The organism is Gibbsiella greigii, from assembly GCF_039540155.1.
GTDB lineage: Bacteria > Pseudomonadota > Gammaproteobacteria > Enterobacterales > Enterobacteriaceae > Gibbsiella > Gibbsiella quercinecans.
Map to the genome: position 1 here is coordinate 184,089 of NZ_BAABEM010000052.1, position 14,633 is coordinate 198,721.

Annotated in this window: 16 protein-coding genes; 5 read left to right on the top strand and 11 right to left on the bottom strand. The window is 58.2% G+C overall.

Annotation, left to right across the window (positions count from 1 at the left end):
• Positions 1–114 precede the first annotated feature (114 nt).
• The 3 genes from xseB (at position 115) to dxs (ending at position 3,278) form a co-directional block, all read left to right on the top strand.
• A complete protein-coding gene (xseB, locus tag AC559G_RS24555; RefSeq protein ID WP_095845618.1) occupies positions 115–378 on the top strand; it encodes an exodeoxyribonuclease VII small subunit in 264 nt (87 codons plus the stop codon).
• Positions 379–383: 5 nt separating this feature from the next.
• On the top strand, positions 384–1,286 hold the full coding sequence (gene ispA / locus AC559G_RS24560) for a (2E,6E)-farnesyl diphosphate synthase (protein ID WP_498915269.1): 903 nt from the start codon (positions 384–386) through the stop codon (positions 1,284–1,286).
• A 126-nt stretch (positions 1,287–1,412) separates the two neighbouring features.
• A complete protein-coding gene (dxs, locus tag AC559G_RS24565; protein ID WP_498915271.1) occupies positions 1,413–3,278 on the top strand; it encodes a 1-deoxy-D-xylulose-5-phosphate synthase in 1,866 nt (621 codons plus the stop codon).
• A 77-nt stretch (positions 3,279–3,355) separates the two neighbouring features.
• Here dxs and pgpA read toward each other — a convergent pair whose 3' ends face one another.
• The 6 genes from pgpA to nrdR form a co-directional block, all read right to left on the bottom strand.
• Positions 3,356–3,850 carry a phosphatidylglycerophosphatase A gene (gene pgpA, locus AC559G_RS24570; protein ID WP_498915273.1) on the bottom strand — a complete coding sequence of 165 codons (495 nt, stop codon included), beginning with the start codon at positions 3,848–3,850 and terminating at the stop codon, positions 3,356–3,358.
• A gap of 8 nt (positions 3,851–3,858) precedes the next feature.
• Complete coding sequence (thiL, locus tag AC559G_RS24575; RefSeq protein ID WP_498915275.1) at positions 3,859–4,836, bottom strand: thiamine-monophosphate kinase; 978 nt, start codon at positions 4,834–4,836, stop codon at positions 3,859–3,861.
• 51 nt (positions 4,837–4,887) lie between these two features.
• Positions 4,888–5,304: a transcription antitermination factor NusB gene (gene nusB / locus AC559G_RS24580; protein WP_095845623.1), complete on the bottom strand. Its 417-nt coding sequence runs from the start codon at positions 5,302–5,304 to the stop codon at positions 4,888–4,890.
• 20 nt (positions 5,305–5,324) lie between these two features.
• A complete protein-coding gene (gene ribH, locus AC559G_RS24585) occupies positions 5,325–5,795 on the bottom strand; it encodes a 6,7-dimethyl-8-ribityllumazine synthase (protein WP_279023008.1) in 471 nt (156 codons plus the stop codon).
• A gap of 107 nt (positions 5,796–5,902) precedes the next feature.
• Positions 5,903–7,012, bottom strand: a complete 1,110-nt coding sequence (ribD, locus tag AC559G_RS24590; protein WP_498915278.1) for a bifunctional diaminohydroxyphosphoribosylaminopyrimidine deaminase/5-amino-6-(5-phosphoribosylamino)uracil reductase — start codon at positions 7,010–7,012, stop codon at positions 5,903–5,905.
• A 12-nt stretch (positions 7,013–7,024) separates the two neighbouring features.
• Positions 7,025–7,474, bottom strand: coding sequence for a transcriptional regulator NrdR (gene nrdR, locus AC559G_RS24595; RefSeq protein WP_095845626.1), 450 nt, complete (start codon positions 7,472–7,474; stop codon positions 7,025–7,027).
• Between the two features lie 189 nt (positions 7,475–7,663).
• Here nrdR and AC559G_RS24600 point away from each other — a divergent pair, with 189 nt between their 5' ends.
• Entirely contained in the window at positions 7,664–8,221 is a 558-nt protein-coding gene (locus tag AC559G_RS24600) for a SadB/YajI family lipoprotein (protein WP_498915280.1), read from the top strand.
• A 74-nt stretch (positions 8,222–8,295) separates the two neighbouring features.
• Here AC559G_RS24600 and secF read toward each other — a convergent pair whose 3' ends face one another.
• The 5 genes from secF to queA form a co-directional block, all read right to left on the bottom strand.
• The gene (gene secF / locus AC559G_RS24605; RefSeq protein WP_279023003.1) at positions 8,296–9,264 is read right to left on the bottom strand and encodes a protein translocase subunit SecF; all 969 of its coding nucleotides are present in this window, start codon (positions 9,262–9,264) and stop codon (positions 8,296–8,298) included.
• A gap of 10 nt (positions 9,265–9,274) precedes the next feature.
• Complete coding sequence (gene secD, locus AC559G_RS24610) at positions 9,275–11,122, bottom strand: protein translocase subunit SecD (protein ID WP_346078751.1); 1,848 nt, start codon at positions 11,120–11,122, stop codon at positions 9,275–9,277.
• 24 nt (positions 11,123–11,146) lie between these two features.
• Positions 11,147–11,479 (bottom strand): preprotein translocase subunit YajC, encoded by a 333-nt coding sequence (gene yajC / locus AC559G_RS24615; protein WP_279022999.1) that lies wholly within the window; start codon positions 11,477–11,479, stop codon positions 11,147–11,149.
• A 151-nt stretch (positions 11,480–11,630) separates the two neighbouring features.
• Positions 11,631–12,755: a tRNA guanosine(34) transglycosylase Tgt gene (gene tgt / locus AC559G_RS24620; RefSeq protein WP_438598263.1), complete on the bottom strand. Its 1,125-nt coding sequence runs from the start codon at positions 12,753–12,755 to the stop codon at positions 11,631–11,633.
• A 61-nt stretch (positions 12,756–12,816) separates the two neighbouring features.
• Positions 12,817–13,887, bottom strand: coding sequence for a tRNA preQ1(34) S-adenosylmethionine ribosyltransferase-isomerase QueA (queA, locus tag AC559G_RS24625; RefSeq protein ID WP_438598264.1), 1,071 nt, complete (start codon positions 13,885–13,887; stop codon positions 12,817–12,819).
• A gap of 120 nt (positions 13,888–14,007) precedes the next feature.
• Between queA and AC559G_RS24630 the strand changes: the two genes are divergently transcribed.
• Positions 14,008–14,589 (top strand): acyl carrier protein phosphodiesterase, encoded by a 582-nt coding sequence (locus tag AC559G_RS24630; protein WP_498915284.1) that lies wholly within the window; start codon positions 14,008–14,010, stop codon positions 14,587–14,589.
• Positions 14,590–14,633 lie beyond the last annotated feature (44 nt).

A 14,633-nucleotide genomic window follows, 5' to 3' on the forward strand; every position in this document is an offset into this window, starting at 1 on the left:
CTTCTGGTGCCGCTCTGCGCGCAAAACCATACATGCGCGCCATGATTTACTGTTCAAAATCCGCTACGATAGTCTTTCGCCCTACTGTTCATATGATGATGTAAAAAGAAAATTATGCCGAAAAAACCTGCACAATCAGGCAGTACCGAGCAAACCCTTAGCTTTGAAAGCGCATTGCAGGAGCTGGAAGGGATCGTCACTCGTCTGGAAACGGGCGAACTGCCGCTGGAAGACGCGTTGAACGAATTCGAGCGCGGTGTTCAACTGGCGCGCCAAGGCCAGCAAAAGCTACAGCAAGCGGAACAACGCGTGCAGATCCTGCTTAACGACGGCACCGATGAAGCGCCTCTGGCGCCTTTTACCCCGGATGCCGAGTAATTGCTATGACTGACTTCAACAGCCAGTTACAGACCTATCGCCAACGGGTCGATAACGCACTGACGGATTTTCTTGCCCCCTTGCCCTTCAATGACAGCAGCCTGGTGGAAGCCATGCGCTACGGCGCGTTGCTGGGCGGCAAACGGCTGCGCCCGTTTCTGGTGTATGCGACCGGGCAAATGTTTGGTCTGCAGCCAGGCAGCCTGGATGCTCCGGCTGCGGCCGTTGAGTGCATTCATGCCTATTCGCTGATTCATGACGATCTGCCGGCGATGGACAATGACGATCTACGCCGCGGCCTGCCGACCTGCCACATCAAATTTGGCGAAGCGAATGCTATTCTGGCCGGCGACGCGCTGCAAACGCTGGCGTTCACTATCCTGGCGGATACCGAGATGCCCGATGTCGCCCTGCGCGATCGTCTGGCGATGGTTTCCGAACTCGCCAGCGCCAGCGGCGTAGCCGGCATGTGCGGCGGCCAGGCGCTGGATCTGGCCGCGGAAGGCCTTCAGATTAATCTGGAAGCACTGGAGCAGGTTCACAACCATAAAACCGGCGCATTGATCCGCGCAGCGGTGCGCCTGGGCGCGCTGGCTGCGGGTGACAGGGGCCGCGCCGCCCTGCCGTTGCTCGATCGCTACGCCGCGGCCATCGGGCTGGCGTTTCAGGTTCAGGATGACATTCTTGATGTCATCGGTGAAACTGCCAAGATAGGTAAACGTCAGGGCGCCGATCAACAGCATGGTAAAAGCACCTACCCGGCCTTACTCGGGCTTGACAGTGCGAAGGCAAAAGCGTGGGATCTCTACCAGGAAGCGTTAGCTGCCCTGGATGCCCTGGCAGCGCAATCTTATAACACCGCGCCACTACGAGCGTTAGCCAGCTTCATTATTGAACGCGATAATTAATGTGTAACGAACGTTATACCCCATAGATTTCAAGGTGCGGCTGGCCACATCGCTCAGTGGCCGGGCTACGTGATGGCCGCTGCACCCTGGAAGATAAAGGGCATACTCCTCTGATATGAGCATCGAATGAGTCTTGATATAGCCAAATACCCAACATTGGCGCTGGCGGAAAACCCCGAGGAACTCCGCTCCCTGCCGAAAGAAAGCCTGCCGAAACTGTGTGACGAACTGCGGCAATACCTGCTGGACAGCGTCAGCCGCTCCAGCGGGCATTTTGCTTCCGGGCTGGGTACCGTCGAACTGACGGTGGCGTTGCACTACGTCTATAACACGCCGTTCGACCACCTGATATGGGACGTGGGGCACCAGGCCTATCCGCACAAGATCCTCACCGGTCGGCGCGATCGCATCGCGACCATCCGGCAGAAAAACGGTCTGCACCCTTTCCCGTGGCGCGCGGAAAGCGAGTATGACGTGCTGTCCGTGGGCCACTCGTCCACCTCGATCAGCGCCGGGCTCGGCATGGCGGTAGCCGCCGAGCGCGAAGCCAAAGGCCGCCGCACGGTGTGCGTGATCGGCGACGGCGCCATTACCGCCGGCATGGCATTCGAAGCCATGAACCACGCCGGCGATATCAACCCGGATATGCTGGTGGTGCTCAACGACAACGAGATGTCGATTTCCGAGAACGTCGGCGCGCTCAATAACCACCTGGCGCAGTTGCTGTCCGGCAAGCTGTATTCCACGCTGCGCGAAGGCGGCAAAAAGGTGCTTTCCGGCCTGCCGCCGTTTAAAGAGTTGGTAAAACGCACCGAAGAACACCTGAAAGGCATGGTGGTACCGGGCACGCTGTTCGAAGAGCTGGGGTTCAATTACATCGGCCCGGTAGACGGGCATGACGTGCAGGGGCTGGTCGCCACGTTGAAAAACATGCGCGATCTAAAAGGCCCGCAGTTGCTGCATATCATGACCAAAAAGGGCCGTGGTTACGCCCCGGCGGAGAAAGATCCGATCAGCTTCCACGCGGTGCCGAAGTTCGATCCAGCCAGCGGTACGCTGCCCAAGAGCGCCGGCGGCCTGCCGACCTATTCAAAGATTTTTGGCGAATGGCTCTGTGAAACCGCCGCCAAAGACAGCACGCTGATGGCAATCACCCCGGCGATGCGCGAAGGCTCCGGCATGGTGCAGTTCTCGCGTGAATATCCGCAGCAGTATTTCGACGTGGCGATCGCCGAACAGCATGCGGTGACCTTTGCCGCAGGGCTGGCGATCGGCGGTTACAAACCGGTGGTGGCCATTTACTCCACGTTCCTGCAGCGCGCCTACGATCAGGTGATCCATGACGTGGCGATCCAGAACCTGCCGGTGCTGTTCGCGATCGATCGCGGCGGCATCGTCGGCGCCGACGGTCAAACCCATCAGGGCGCGTTCGATCTCTCTTTCCTGCGTTGCGTTCCGAACATGGTGATCATGACGCCGAGCGATGAAAACGAATGCCGCCAGATGTTGTACACCGGTTACCATTACAGCGGCGGTCCTAGCGCGGTGCGCTACCCACGCGGCAACGGCACCGGTGCCAAACTTGAACCCCTGGCGGCTCTGCCGCTGGGTAAAGGCGTGGTGCGCCGCCAGGGCGAGAATATCGCGATCCTCAACTTCGGCACGCTGTTGCCTGCGGCGCAGGCCGCGGCCGAAGCGCTGAACGCCACGCTGGTGGACATGCGCTTTGTCAAACCGCTGGATGAACAATTGGTGTTAAAAATGGCGGCCAGCCACAGTGCGCTGGTTACAGTGGAAGAGAACGCCGTTATGGGCGGCGCCGGCAGCGGCGTGAATGAACTACTGATGGCGAAGCGCCAATGGGTGCCGGTGCTTAATATCGGCCTGCCGGATCGTTTCATTCCGCAGGGCAGCCAGGAAGAAATACGCAGCGATCTGGGCCTGGATGCGGCCGGGATCCAGCGGCAAATTGAAACCTGGCTGGCAGAATAATCAACCGTAAGAAAGCGCCGCCAACGCTAAAGCAACAACGATTGCGCTAAACCGGCGGCGCCATCTCAGCAAACCGCTTAAAACAACGCCACCGGCCAGTGATGGCCGATGGCATAAATAACCCCCGCCCCTATCACCCCGGCCACGATATCATCAATCATAATGCCCATACCGCCGTGCACATTACGATCGAACCAGCGAATCGGCCATGGCTTCCAGATATCCAGGACGCGGAAAATCACAAAACCGGCGACGACCCACTGCCAATCGTTAACCGGCAGCGCCATCAGGGTAATCCACATCCCGACAAACTCGTCCCAGACGATGCTGCCGTGATCGTGCACACGCATATCTTTGGCCGTCTGGTGGCACAGGTACACGCCAATACAGATGCTGAACATCACCAACAGCGAATAGAGTTGCCACGGCAACTGTATCAACAGCAACCAGAAAGGGATCGCCGCCAGCGATCCCATCGTGCCGGGCATCACCGGCGACAGGCCGCTGCCAAAACCGGTCGCCAGCAGGTGCCACGGGTTGCGCAGCCGCAACCGGCGTTTTGCTTCATCCATGTGGCAATTTACTCCCCGCGGAAATGATCAAAACCCGCCCAGGGCAGTTCGACAACCTGCTCTGCACGATGGAAGGTAATGCCTTCGGAAAGCGGGCCAACCTGGCCGATACAGGTGTAATCGGTACCGAGATGGTCCAGCGCCACTTCCAGCGCGCCGCGGTTGATTTCCGGCACGGTGAAGCACAGCTCGTAGTCCTCGCCGCCGGTCAGCGCCCAGCGCAATGCCTGCTCGGCGTCACCCAGGCCGACCAGCGCCGGGGAAAGCGGCAATGCATCCAGATCAATGCGCGCGCCGCACTCGGAAGCCTTGAGCACGTGTTTCAGATCGGAAATCAGCCCATCGGAAAGATCGATAGCCGCACTGGCCAGATCGCGCAGCGCCTGCCCTTGCAGCACGCGCGCATGCGGGCGCAAATGGCGGCCCAGCAGATAGTTGCACGCCGCCGCATCGTTCACCGCCAGGCGCTGTTGCAGAATGGCCAGGCCAGCGGCGCTGTCACCCAGCGAACCGGTCACGTAGATCCAGTCGCCCACGCGGGCGCCTGAACGCGTTAAGGCGCGCCCAGTCGGCACCAGGCCGTGAATAGTGAGCGTCATGCTCAACGGGCCGCGGGTGGTATCGCCGCCAATCAACTGCATGCCGTAGTAATTAAGCTGTTCGAACAGGCTGTCGCTGAACGCCTTCAGCCAGGGTTCGTTAACTTCAGGGAAGGTCAGGGCCAATGAAAGCCAGGCGGGATCGGCGCCCATAGCAGCCAGATCGCTTAGGTTCACCGCCAGCGCTTTATAGCCGAGATCGGCCGGATCGATATCCGGCAGGAAATGCACGCCCGCAACCAGCGTATCAGTACTGACGGCCAACAGTTGTTTCTCTGGCACTGCCAGCAGTGCGCAGTCATCGCCGATGCCTAACTGAACATCCCGGCGCACACTCTTGAACCGGTCAAAATAGCGGGCAATGAGGTCAAATTCGCCACATGCCATGGTCGATATTCCAGATAAATGAATTTAAGGCCGGTCGCCCGGCCTTAATTTTTATTTTTTCTTGCGAATGGTCGGCGCTGCTTTATCCAGCACGCCATTCACAAACTTGTGGCTATCTTCAGCACCGAAGGTTTTCGCCAGTTCGATCGCTTCATTGATAGCCACTTTGTAAGGCACATCTTCGCGCATTTTCAGCTCAAACAGCGCCAGGCGCAGAATGGCTCTTTCCACCTGACCAAGCTCTTCGAGCTGGCGCGACAGGAAAGGCTTCATCAGGGCATCCAGAGTACCTGCATTCACCGCCACACCGGACAGCAGTTCGCGAAAATAGGCAACGTCAACATCTTTGACGTCCTGCTCCGTCAGGAACTGTAATTCAACATCAGCAATGTCATTTTTAGACAACTGCCAAGAGTAAAGCGCTTGAACAGCGCACTCACGAGCGCGGCGACGAGCAGCAGGTTTCACGGAATTCCCCTTAACTAAATTCAGGCTTTAATAGCTTCGATAACATTAATCATTTCAAGCGCGGTCAGGGCAGCTTCTGCACCTTTGTTACCCGCCTTGGTACCGGCACGTTCAATCGCCTGTTCGATGCTTTCTGTCGTCAGCACGCCGAAGGCAACCGGAACTTCAGTGTTCAAAGAAACACTGCCCAGGCCGGAGCTGGCTTCGCCCGCCACATATTCAAAGTGTGCGGTGCCCCCACGGATCACCGTACCCAGAGCGATAACCGCGTCGTATTTACCGGTGTTGGCCAGCACGCGCGCCGTCAGCGGCAGCTCATAGGCACCAGGCACCCAGACAACGGTGATGTTGTCATCCGCCACCTGGCCGATACGCGTTAGCGCGTCGACGGCGCCAGACAGCAGGCTATCGTTGATGAAATTGTTAAAACGCGCGATGGCGATCGCCACACGGGCTTTAGGAGTAGCAACAACACCTTCGATCACTTTCATGGGCTTTCCTTAAAAATGAGTTCAATACCCCGCAGGGGGGCGGATTCTATCATATTCTTCATCCGCCTGCGCGGCGGTTTTGTAAAACGGCCGGCAGGCGTTCAGATTTAGGCTTTCGCCTTCAGGCACAGGCGTAAATCGGGGCCGATCTGCCGCACTTCGCTAAACACCAGCTCCGGCGCATCGGCCAGCGCCTGCAGCCCAGGCAGGTGGCAAAGCCCCCGGCCATTATCACCCAATAATTTCGGCGCAATATACACAATGAGCTCATCCACCAACCCGGCCTGCAACAACGCGCCGGCCAAGTGAGCGCCCGCTTCTACCCAAACGCTGTTTATCTGGCTCTGAGCCAGCTGCATCATCATCACCACCAGATCGATACCGCCGCCGTGCGCCGGGAAAATACGCTGCTCCACCCCCTGCGGCCAGTTTTGCGTATCCGGCTGCAGGCGCGCCAGCCAGGTAGCGCCCGGTTGGTTCACCACCCGGTGCTGCGGCGTCACGCGGTTTTGGCTATCGAGGATAATGCGCAGAGGTTGGCGCAGATTTTCACGGGGATAAACGCGCTGCGTGCCGCTGTCCAGTTCATCCCAGCGCACGGTCAGGGACGGATCGTCCGCCAGCACCGTGGCGCTGGTGCTGAGAATGGCGGCGCTTTGCGCCCGCAGCCGCTGCACATCCTGCCGGGCCTGCGGGGAAGTGATCCACTGGCTCTCGCCAGAGGCCATGGCGGTGCGCCCGTCAAGCGAAGCGCCTATTTTCAGCTGCACATAGGGAAAACCGGTGCGCATCCGTTTAAGGAAGCCAGGGTTGATCGCCTCGGCCTCCGCCAGCATCAGGCCATGGCGCACCTCAATGCCGGCCTGTTGCAGCCGGTACAAACCGCGGCCGGCGACCTGCGGGTTGGGATCCTGCATGGCGGCCACTACCCGGCGCACGCCAGCGGCGGCCAGCGCATCGGCGCAGGGCGGCGTGCGCCCATGATGGCTGCACGGCTCAAGCGTCACATACGCGGTGGCGCCGCGCGCCAGCTCCCCGGCCATGCGCAACGCATGCACTTCCGCATGCGGCTCACCGGCACGCAGGTGGTAACCTTCGCCGACAATCTGGCCATCACGCACGATCACACAGCCAACGTTCGGATTCGGCGCCGTGGTAAAACGCCCCAGCCGCGCCAGTTCAAAGGCGCGGGCCAGGTAAAATTCATCGTTATGCATAAAAAAAACCTGTTAATCCTGCAACTTGGCGATCTCTTCGCCAAACTCGCGGATATCCTCAAAGCTGCGGTATACCGAAGCAAAGCGAATGTACGCCACCTTATCCAGCTTTTTCAGCTCGTCCATCACCAGGTTACCCACCAGTTTGGTCGGCACTTCGCGCTCACCGGTGGCGCGCAGCTGCGATTTGATATGATTAATGGCGTTTTCCACGTCGTCGGAGCTGACAGGGCGTTTTTCCAACGCTTTGAGCATGCCCCGGCGCAGTTTGTCTTCATTGAACGGTTCACGCACTTCGTCGCTTTTAATCACCCGCGGCATCACCAGTTCCGCCACTTCGAAGGTGGTAAAACGTTCATTACAAACCAGGCACTGGCGGCGACGGCGCACCTGGGAACCATCGCCAACCAGGCGGGAATCAATGACTTTGGTATCAACGGCGGCGCAGAAAGGGCAATGCATAACACGTCCTGATAAACAATCTGAGAATTAATACAGTGTAACCTGAACTCCGGTTACAACAAAAGCGAGCGCTGATTTGTTGCGATCCGCTTCTCAGGCCGGCATCACCCTGTTCAGGCACTAAAACATGACTTTCCACCTGCAGCTGGCTAAGCTGGGCACCAGCGTTATTGCAAAGGAAACGGCACCATGTCTTCTACCCGTTATCGCCCAGCCTGCCTGCTGGCTACCGCAGTGCTACTGGCCGGCTGCGCGCAACAAACAGAAATACCCAAGCTGCATAATCAGGTGGTTGAGCTAAAACAGAAGCTGAGTACGCTGACCAACCAGGCCACGGCGCTGGAACAGCAAAATCAGCTGAACCAAAACTCCACCCGCGGCGTTTACCTGCTGCCGGCCGCCGACAGCCCGGCCAAATTGCAGAGCAGCATTGGCGAGTTGAACATCGCGCTTACGCAGATCCGCGCCGAAGCCGGCGGCGCCCAGGCCGTACTGCAACTGCAGGCGTCGCCCGGCCACACGCTGCCGCCGTTCCATGCCGTGGTGGAATGGGGGCAGTTGGATAGCGCCAGCGGGAAACCGCTCAGCGCAGGCTCACTGTCGCAACCCATCGCCGTGGGCGATACGCCGCCGGCAAGTAGCGAGCGCCAGGTTGAACTGCGTTTCAACGGGGTCACGCCGGCGCAGTTGGGCTATGTCCGCCTGCACAGTATTATGCCACGTGATGCGCAAAGCCCTGCGCCATAGCGGGAGCGGCACAAAAAAAGAGCGCAGCCGGCATGCCGGACTGCGCTCTTTTTACTGCGTGAGACGACTGCAGATTAAGGCAGAATCGAGGGCTGGTCGGCGCCTTCTTTTTCCACTTTCTGCTGCAGCATGTGCTCGCGTTTCATCCCCAGTTTCAACGCCAGCGCGGACGCGACGTAGATAGAGGAAACGGTACCGATCGACACACCGATCAACATCGCCAGCGAGAAGCCTTGCAGCATCGCGCCACCGAAGATGTACAGCATCAGCACCACCACCAGCGTCGTCCCGGACGTCATCAGGGTACGGCTCAGGGTCTGGGTCAACGACACGTTCATGATTTCGTAAGGCGTGCCGCGGCGGATCTTGCGGAAGTTCTCACGAATACGGTCAGAAACCACGATGCTGTCGTTCAACGAGTAACCGATAACCGACATCAGCGAAGCGATGATGGTCAGATCGATCTCGATATGAAATAGCGACAGCACGCCCATGGTAATGATCACGTCGTGCGCCAGGGCGATAACCGCCCCCAACGCCAGGCGCCATTCAAAACGAAAGCCGACGTAAACCAGGATACAAATCAGCGCAACCAGCAGCGCCATGCCGCCGGTCTGCGCCAGTTCGCTACCCACGCTTGGGCCAACGAATTCAATGCGCTTCACCGTGGCGCTTTTGTCCACCGATTCATTCAGCACGCTGATAACTTTATTACCCAGCTCCTGGCCCGCCTGCCCGGAAACCGGTGGCATGCGCACCATCACATCGCGGCTGCTGCCAAAGTTCTGCAGAACCGGATCCTGGAAGCCGGCCTTTTCCAGCGTATCGCGCATCAGATCGAGATCGGCCGGTTTATCCAGGCTGATCTCAATGACAGTGCCGCCGGTAAAGTCCAGGCCCCAGTTAAAGCCGCGCACCGACATGATGGCAATGGACGCGATCAATAGCACCAGCGAGATGCCAAAGGCCACGTAGTCCCAGCGCATAAAGTCGATGACTTTACGGCCGTAGTTGAGTTGCTCAACAGTATAATCCTGTGCCACAACGCACTCCTCAGATAGACAGCTTGTTAATGCGTTTGCCGCCGTAAAGCAGGTTGACGATGGCACGGGTACCGACAATCGCGGTGAACATGGACGTCGCCACGCCGATGGCGGTGGTTATCGCAAAACCTTTGATCGAACCGGTGCCTACCGCATACAAAATCACCGCAGTGATCAGCGTGGTAATGTTGGCGTCGACGATACTGGAAAACGCGCCTTTATAACCTTCATGAATCGCTTGCTGAACGGAACGCCCGTTCCTCAGCTCTTCCTTGATACGCTCGTTAATCAGTACGTTGGCGTCAACCGCCACCGCCAGCGTCAGCACGATACCGGCAATCCCCGGCATGGTGAGCGTGGCGCCCGGCAACAGCGACATCACGCCGACAATCAGCACCAGGTTGGCCACCAGCGCGCTGGTAGCGATAACGCCGAATTTACGGTACCAAACCACCATGAAGACGATGGATGCCACCAGGCCCCACAGACACGCTTCCAGCCCTTGGGTAATGTTCTGTTGCCCCAGGGTTGGGCCAATGGTGCGCTCTTCCACAATCTGGATAGGCGCAATCAATGCGCCCGCCCGCAGCAGCAGCGACAGTTGGCGCGCTTCGTTCGGGTTACCGATACCGGTGATGCGGAAGCTGTTGCCCAGACGCGACTGAATATTCGCCACGTTGATCACTTCTTCCTGCTTCACCAGAATCGCACGGCCATTGGCATCTTTTTTACCGCTGTCCTTGTACTCCACGAACAGGGTCGCCATTGGCTTGCCGATGTTGTCCTTGGTGAAGTTGGACATGGTCGTACCGCCGGCGCTGTCCAGCGAGATATTCACCTGCGGCTGGTTGTACTCGTCGGTGCTGGAGGTGGAATCCGTAATATGGTCGCCGGTCAGAATCACCCGTTTGTACAGCACGATCGGCTGCCCTTCACGGGTGTATTTCACCTCGGAGTCGCCCGGCACACGGCCGTTGGCGGCTGCCGTGCTGTCGGCGTTGGTGTTCACCAGGCGGAATTCCAGGGTGGCGGTAGCGCCAAGGATTTCTTTCGCGCGCGCGGTATCCTGGATACCCGGCAGCTCAACCACAATGCGGTCTGCGCCCTGGCGCTGCACCAAGGGTTCGGCAACGCCGAGCTGGTTGACGCGGTTGCGCAGGATGGTGATGTTCTGCTGGACGGCGTATTCACGCGCTTCGCTCAGGCGTGCATCGGTCAGCGTAGCCTTCAGCGTGTTGGTGCCGTTGGCGGAGAGCACCAGATCGCGCTGGCGCGGGGTCATGTAACTGATGGCCTCATCGCGCGCGGCATTGTCGCGGAAACGCACTTCGACGCCGTTGTTGTCGAGCTTGCGGATGGTGGCGTAAGGAATGCCCTTCTCACGCAGCTCGCTGCGCAGGGTATCCATGGTCTGCTCTTGCAGCTTGCCCAGGGCGGTGTCCATGTCCACTTCCATCAGGAAGTGCACGCCGCCGCGCAAATCAAGGCCGAGCTTCATCGGCTCAGCCCCCAGCATGGTCAGCCACATTGGCGTCGCCGGGGCAAGGTTCAGTGCCACAACGTACTTATCGCCCAATGCCTCAAGCAAGGCTTCGCGGGCACGCAGTTGCACATCGGGATCTTTAAAGCGAGCAAGGATGGCGCCATCTTCCAGCGCGATAGACTTGCTTGCGATGTTGTCTTTTTCTAATACGGTACGGACCTGGTCCAGCGTAGCTTCACTGGCGGCGACGCCGCGCGCGCCAGTGATTTGTACGGCCGGATCCTCACCGTAGATGTTGGGAAGCGCATAAAGCAAACCGATGATGATCACAACGATCAGCATCAGATACTTCCACAAAGGATAACGGTTTAGCACGGCAATTCCCTTCGGGAAAAATAATTACAGGGCCTTCATGGTACCTTTCGGCAGAACGGCCGCCACGAAGTCACGCTTGATCATCACTTCCGTGGTGTCGTTAAGCGCAATGGCGATAATACCGGTTTCACCCACTTTGGTTACGCGGCCAATCAGCCCGCCGGTGGTCAACACTTCATCACCTTTACCGATCGAGTCCATCAGCTTCTTGTGCTCTTTGGCACGTTTCTGCTGCGGGCGCAGGATCATGAAATAGAAAATCAGACCAAACACCACCAGCATAATGACCAGAGAGTACGGGCTTCCCTGAGCCGGGGCTCCAGCGGATGCGACGGCGTCGGAAATGAAAAAGCTCATTGAAATTCCCTCATTAAGTTATCAATTATTTAATCAAGCGTTTCTTGCCCTTCAACGGCCAAAGCGCAGCGCCGCCAGCCCTACTGAACCCCGAAGCAGTGAATACGCCTGGGGTGCATTGGCCGGCCGCCGTGCCGCGCGTTGACGCTTATCAGGCCTTTAAAGGTGGAACCGGCTTGCCGATCCGACCGTAGAAATCAGCAACGAACAGCTCTAATTTACCCTCTTCAATGGCTTGGCGTAAACCCGCCATCAGGCGTTGGTAATAGCGCAGGTTATGGATGGTGTTCAAACGGGCACCCAGTATTTCATTGCAACGATCAAGATGGTGCAGGTAGGCGCGGCTGTAATGACGGCACGTATAGCAATCACACTCGGGATCCAGCGGGGAAGTATCATCCTTGTGCTTGGCATTGCGGATTTTTACCACGCCGTCGGTCACGAACAGGTGGCCGTTACGGGCATTACGCGTTGGCATCACACAGTCAAACATATCGATGCCGCGCCGCACGCCTTCCACCAGATCCTCCGGTTTACCCACCCCCATCAGGTAGCGGGGCTTATCCTGCGGGATTTGCGGGCAAACATGTTCGAGAATACGATGCATGTCCTCTTTCGGCTCGCCTACCGCCAAGCCGCCCACAGCGTAACCATCAAAGCCGATATCCACCAGCCCTTTTACTGAAACATCGCGTAAATCTTCGTAAACACCGCCCTGGATAATGCCAAACAGTGCATTTTTGTTGTTCAGTTCGTCAAAACGCTGGCGGCTGCGTTTCGCCCAGCGCAACGACATTTCCATCGAACGCTTGGCGTAATCCCAATCCGCCGGGTATGGCGTGCACTCGTCAAAGATCATCACGATATCAGAGCCGAGATCATACTGGATCTCCATCGATTTTTCCGGGCTGAGGAATATCTTGTCGCCGTTGATCGGATTACGGAAGTAAACGCCCTCTTCCTTTATCTTGCGCATCGCCCCCAGGCTAAACACCTGAAAACCGCCGGAATCGGTGAGAATCGGCCCGTGCCACTGCATAAAATCATGCAGATCGCCGTGCAGCTTCATGATTTCCTGGCCGGGGCGCAGCCACAAGTGGAAGGTGTTGCCCAGCAGAATCTGTGCGCCGGTTTCTTTGACTTCTTCCGGCGTCATGCCTTTTACCGTGCCGTAGGTGCCGACAGGCATAAAGGCCGGCGTCTCGACCACGCCGCGCTCAAACACCATCCGGCCGCGCCGTGCGCGGCCATCGGTTTTTTGTAATTCGTACTTCACTCAGCCTCCAGCATCAGAGAAAAGAAACAGTCTGATGTCGTTTAACAGGGATATCGGGGAGTTAAGCGCCGACGGTTTCTTGTTCCGCCAGCGGGTTACGGCTGATGAACATCGCATCGCCATAACTGAAAAATCGATATTGCTCGGCCACCGCCTGCCGATAGGCATGCATGGTGTGCCGGTAACCGGCAAACGCCGAAACCAGCATGATCAGCGTGGACTCCGGCAAATGGAAGTTGGTCACCAGCGCGTCAATCACCTGATAGTGATAACCGGGATAAATAAAGATGCGGGTATCGCCGAAAAACGGCGCGATCAGCGCATCCTGGCTGGCCGCCGCGGCGCTTTCCAGCGAACGCACCGAGGTGGTGCCCACGGCGACCACCCGTTTACCGCGCGCCTTGCAGGCCAGCACCGCATCCACCACGTCTTGCGGCACTTCAGCGTATTCGGCGTGCATCACGTGGTCTTCAATGGTGTCCACCCGCACCGGCTGGAAAGTGCCGGCGCCAACGTGCAGGGTGACAAACGCCATCTCCACGCCCTTTTCACGCAGCGCCGCCAGCAGCGGTTCATCGAAATGCAGCCCAGCGGTCGGTGCCGCCACTGCGCCCGGCTTTTCACTGTAAACGGTTTGGTACAGTTCGCGATCGGCATCTTCATCCGGGCGATCGATATATGGCGGCAACGGCATATGGCCGACGGCGTTGAGCAGAGTGAAAACATCGCGATCGTCATTAAAGCGCAGCTCAAACAGCGTATCGTGACGCGCCACCATGGTGGCATTGATGCTTTCGTCATCCCCCAGCAGCAGCTCGGCCCCCGCCTTCGGCGCTTTCGATGCACGCACGTGCGCCAAAACGCGGTGTTCGTCCAGCACACGCTCTACCAGCACTTCAATCTTGCCGCCGCTGGCCTTGCGGCCAAAAACCCGCGCCGGGATCACCCGGGTGTTGTTAAATACCAGCAGATCGCCCGCTTCCAGTTGGTTCAGCAGATCGGTGAATACACCGTGCGTCAGCTCGCCCGTTGGCCCGTCCAACTGCAGCAGACGGCAGGCGCTGCGTTCAGCTTGTGGATAACGGGCGATCAGTGATTCGGGGAGTTCAAAAGAAAAATCGGCGACGCGCATGAATATTCACTTCTTCAGTATTTAGTAGGTTGGTAAAAAACAGGCGGCCTAGTCTAAAGCGGTGAGCGTTCAGCAGCAAGAAATAAGGAGGATTTGCCCACGTTGAGGTATAGTTGCCGCATGAATTTTCTCGCGCATCTCCATTTGGCCCAGTTGGCGGAAAGCTCCCTGTTGGGCAATCTGCTGGCCGACTTTGTCCGCGGCAACCCGGCGGGTGACTATCCCGCCGCCGTGGTCGGCGGCATTATGCTGCACCGCCGCATCGATGTGCTGACCGATTCACTACCGCAGGTTAAAGCCTGCCGTTGCTATTTCAGCCCTGAACACCGCCGCGTAGCGCCGATCACGCTGGATGTGGTGTGGGATCACTTCCTGGCGCGCCATTGGCAGCAGATCGAACCGGCAATCAGCCTGGCCCACTTTAGCCAGGCGGCACGCCGCCAGATCGTCCCACACCTGCCGCACACGCCGGCGCGCTTCCAAAACCTGAACAATTACCTGTGGCAAGAGCGCTGGCTGGAACGCTATGCCGAGCTGCCCTTTATCGCCAACGTGCTGGCGGGCATGGCCAAACGCCGCCCGCGCCTGACGGCGCTGGCAGGCTCCTTTCATGATGTGGAGCGTCACTATCATCAGCTTGAAACACATTTCTGGCAGTTTTACCCACAGATGATGCAGATGGCGAAAGAAAAAACGCTGTAATTAGGGGCGTGCAGACCACGGACCCACCGGCTTTACCGCAGAGG